The following is a 4257-nucleotide window of genomic DNA, read 5'->3' as shown; positions in this document are numbered from 1 at the left end:
TGGGTGCCTGATAGTGGGACCTAGAGAATTAGGAAAAATCGTACGCTAAGGTTTTCCGACCTGTCATAGCGGCCTGAGTTTACTGCCTTCCAGCTTCGGCTCTGCCGCCAGGCGTAATCGCCGGTGAGGTCGACGTGCACCCAGCCCATGAGTTGTGTGCTCCAGGTAGACCGTGTTCCACAGCACAGTGGCGGTGATCACAAGGTTCAGTCCGCTGGCCGGATAGCGCTGCTGCTCGCAGCTTATATCCCTGATTTCACCGGGGCGGTTGAAGAACACCGCCCTGGCCGAGGCATTGCGAGCCTCTCTCTTATTCAAACCTGCATGCACGCGACGACGTAGCTCGACACTTGACAGTCAGTGTCGAGGATCGCGGACAGCAACAGCGTTCTATCCTTGGCCTGGGCGCTATCGTTCATGGCATGTGAGGCCCGTCCATTAGTCCACGTCCATCAGCAGCACGGTGATTTTGATGCGCGGCAGTAAATGCCTAGTTTCGTCGATCAGCGCTTGGGAAGTATTCGGTACCGCCGCATTCTACGGCGTGATCTTTAGTCCGGACTCGGTGAGGATGGCGTCAGGGAGCTTATTGTCCTTGGTTAATTTGGCGACGGTCGCCAGTTGTTCATCCAGCAGTTGTAAACGCTCCTCCAGGTAATGGTCGCTGTTGGGGTTGATCGCCAATGGCAGCACCTATTCCTGCCTGAGCGCGGCAAACTTCGTGGATGGTAAACGGTACTCTTAAATGTCACAGAACTGCCGAAAGCCCTTGACCCAGTTGTCGCTGGAGCATAGCGCGGTTTTCAGCCCGGACAAGGTGCAGATCTCGTAAAAGCGCCGGTCAATACCTTTCGGGGAGATCACCAGCAGCCTTCTGCGCGGCTTGACGAAAGCGGTTGGTGCGTCCGATGGCACCTTGCGCAGGTTATCTGCGTTCACCACTGGGATCGAGAGTTCATACCGTGACCCATCATTGAAGCGCTGCTACGGCGGGCGGGAAGTGGATATTGGCACCAATTCACCCTTTAGGTGCGGATTTGGCAGCAGGACCATCAAGGTAGGAAAAGTCACGCATGCAGATTGCGAAAGCCCCGTTGTATCCGAACTGCCTAAATACTGGGCTACCTGACTGTCCATCAGTGCTTTAGGAATGAATCCTTCCCTTAACTGACCTTTTTACGTCTTTAGGGAAGTTTTTTACCTTGCTGCGGGCGCTAGGACCCAGGTGGGTCGCCCTGGGTCGACAAGCCGGCCCAGGCCTCAACCGGGCGCGCTGGTCTGTTCAAAACAACCAAACCAGCAAATCTGTCAGGTGCCTTATGGTGAGGATCTTGAGTGGGTGCTGGACAGGACCCACTGCTACGACCATTGAAAAATCAGCTGCAAATGATCGTATTGACTATGACTATGATTATGATACGAACCATCCATATAACGCGGATTCAGACCTGATCTATGCTACAGATGTGTAAAAGACGGATGGGGATTCGACTAGCGATAGGAGGGCGTGATCGTGCGGATTATTCTTACGCGCGTTGGGGAAAAGTCCTACCCGGGTGGAGCCAAGCTCCTGTAACAATTCATCAAGTTTTCTTGAAGTATTGGCTATGGTCCTATTACGAGCCTTGATTATCGACAGTCATTCTCTCCAGCAAAGCCTGCTGAGCGAGATGATTCGGTCTCTGGGGGTTAGCAATATACTGTTGGCGCGCGATAGCGAGCATGCCACGCAGTTGATTACCTCGGCAGGCCAGGTTGACATTGTTTTCGGCAATTTGAACGAAGAAGGTATGAAGCTTCTGGAGTTCTTGCATCGCGCTCGGCAAGCTGGCTGGGCTAAGGCTGTGGCTGTGTTGATTGACTACCCCGCTGATCTAAAACGTAGCGTTGCGAATTTGGAGGTGCTTTCTGAAGTGGAGCTATTGGGGGTACTCAGCAGCCCCTTGCAAGTCAACGCTGTCGAAGCATTACTAAATCGTTTTTTGCAGAGATGCCGCGCTACGTTGCCTGTACTTACCGCGCAGCCGTTCAAGTTGCCGAGTGAAATCGATGTGCGTGGTGCTCTTTCCGCGGGCGAGTTTAAGTCTTGGTATCAACCTAAGCTCAACATGTTGACCGGAGCCCTCGTTGGAATCGAGGCGTTGGTTCGGTGGTGCCATCCGGTTAGGGGGATACTTTTGCCCAAAGACTTCCTCACAGCAGTGCTGGCTTATGACCTAATCGATGAGATGTTCAAGGTTATGCTTGGCGAAGGTGTGAGCCTTTTGAAAAAGCTGCGCGATTGCGGGGTAGATGTAGAGTTAGGGTTCAACATGCACACCTCTCAAATGTCGCGCCGAGAGTTGGTGACCTATATTCAGAAAACGCTTACCAGTGAGGGGTTGCCAGGCGCTGCACTGCTGTTTGAGTTCACTGAAAATGGCTTGCTTCAGTTGCCTCTAGACACTCAAGTAAATTTGATGCGGTTGCGCATGCTTGGTTGTGCGTTGGCTGTTGATAATTTCGGGTTGGGCTTTTCGTCTTTTGAATTGCTCAGTCGCCTACCTTTTACTCAGCTAAAGTTAGAAGGAAAATTTGTTGATCCTCTTCTCAACTCACACCAGTGTGCAATGGTCGCGAGCGCGCAGGCTCTGGCACGAGCACTAAACATGAGTCTTGTTGTAGAAGGAATCGGCAGTCAAGCTGCACGAGATGGTCTAATTAATATGGGGTGTATCGTTGGGCAAGGCTATTATCTCGCTCCTCCCATGAATGAAGCAAAATTTTTAGAATGGGTGCGCAAAGCTCAGTTGGTGGCAGGAAAAAACGAGCTCTAAGAAGTTAAAGCAAGATATAGTTTGAGGAGCTTTGCATTTTGTGTTTTTGTTGAATTCACTGTATTCAAGGCTGAAGTGTTAGTCGCCCTATAGCAAAATTTAAGGGAGGGTAGTATGCATAAGGTGCTAGTTGTTGATGATCATCCGTTTATTCGCTCCGCCGTAAAAGCGCTGTTGAAGCAAGAGGGGTTTGTTGTTGTCGCTGAGGCTGATAATGGTGCAGACGCGGTTAGGTTAGCACAATTACATCGTCCGGCTTTAATTATCCTGGATATTTCAATGCCGACATTTGATGGCTTGAAAGTGATCAATCGTGTAGCTGGGTTAGGGCTGCCCTGTAAAATATTAGTACTGACTTCTCAGGCCGTCGAGTTTTTTGCGATGCGTTGTATGCGTGCAGGAGCGTCCGGCTTTGTTTCGAAGGGAGACGACATAGAGGAGTTGGCTAAAGCTGCCAAGGTTATTATGTCAGGCTACACTTTTTTTCCTGACTTGGCAGGGAACTCGGTACGAAAAAGCGATGTGGAAATCACCGAAATTGAAATTTTGCAGAGTTTGTCAGATCGAGAGATAACCGTACTGCAGTATTTGGCTCGCGGTATGAGTAATAAAGAGATTAGTGATGTAATGTTGCTAAGTTATAAGACGGTTAGCACCTATAAAATTCGACTGGTAGAAAAATTAAAAGTTAAATCTTTGGTGTTTTTGGCTGACTTTGCTAAGCGCCATAACTTAATATGATGTCATGTCATGCTATGTCGGTTAAATATTGTTTTCTAGTAATTACATTGTTGTTTCAATATCTTCTAGGGGGGGAGGTCTTTGCGCACTCTCTTACCCTAGATCTCAATAATAAAGCAAGTTTATTCAAGCTCAATGGCGAGTTGGTGCTGGACGAAAAAGATTGGCAATGGTTTCGTGACAAGGACGTGCTGGTGGTCGGTATCGTACGGGTGTACGATCCTCCGTTCGGTTTGGTAGTTGGTGGCCACAGTTATGAAGGTATCACGGCTGAATACTTGGCGTTGATTGCAACTTTACTCAACGTACGAATCGAGATTCGACATTTCGATACTATGTCGCTATTGCATGAGGCTCTGAGTAGCGGTGAAATCGACATGTTCGCGTCTGGTGATAATGCAGAAGCAGTAGCGGGTGGGCGTGCGATATCACAGATATACTTGCCGGATCGGCCTGTTTTGGTAATGCGTTCGAAACCTGGGAGAGGGGCTACTACTGATCTGGACGGGCAGCGGTTGGCCGTGGTGACTGGCTTTTTGTCAGAAGAGTCTTTGAAACGATTGTACCCTAAAGTCGAGGTGCAGTTCTATCCAAATGCACTGGCGGCGATTGGAGCGGTCGCTTTTACAAAAGCGGATGTATTTCTTGGGGATTTTTTGAGAGCAAGTTACTTGGTAAAGGAAAATTTCCAGGCCGAGTT

2 protein-coding genes and 2 pseudogenes are annotated in these 4257 nt (G+C 49.4%); 3 read left to right on the top strand and 1 reads right to left on the bottom strand.

The window, feature by feature from the left end:
* Positions 1-63: 63 nt before the first annotated feature.
* Positions 64-939: pseudogene (locus tag BLX41_RS05010) on the bottom strand (Tn3 family transposase); the annotation flags it as partial.
* 686 nt (positions 940-1625) lie between these two features.
* On the opposite strand from BLX41_RS05010, the gene BLX41_RS05005 reads away from it, so the two are divergent.
* The 3 genes and pseudogenes from BLX41_RS05005 to BLX41_RS33530 form a co-directional block, all read left to right on the top strand.
* On the top strand, positions 1626-2816 hold the full coding sequence (locus BLX41_RS05005) for an EAL domain-containing response regulator (RefSeq protein WP_185073389.1): 1191 nt from the start codon (positions 1626-1628) through the stop codon (positions 2814-2816).
* A 114-nt stretch (positions 2817-2930) separates the two neighbouring features.
* The gene (locus tag BLX41_RS05000; protein ID WP_123724005.1) at positions 2931-3557 is read left to right on the top strand and encodes a response regulator transcription factor; all 627 of its coding nucleotides are present in this window, start codon (positions 2931-2933) and stop codon (positions 3555-3557) included.
* Positions 3558-3571: 14 nt separating this feature from the next.
* Positions 3572-4257, top strand: a pseudogene (locus tag BLX41_RS33530) (hypothetical protein); the annotation flags it as partial.

The organism is Pseudomonas protegens (assembly GCF_003732485.1).
GTDB classification, from domain to species: domain Bacteria; phylum Pseudomonadota; class Gammaproteobacteria; order Pseudomonadales; family Pseudomonadaceae; genus Aquipseudomonas; species Aquipseudomonas protegens_B.
The sequence above is the reverse complement of the archived record's forward strand: the minus strand, read 5'-3'. Positions and strand labels throughout refer to the sequence as shown.

What these genes read in the sequence shown, in the direction of transcription:
- BLX41_RS05000 (WP_123724005.1), top strand. Translation starts at nt 2,931, where the DNA reads ATGCATAAGGTGCTAGTTGTTGATGATCATCCGTTTATTCGCTCCGCC.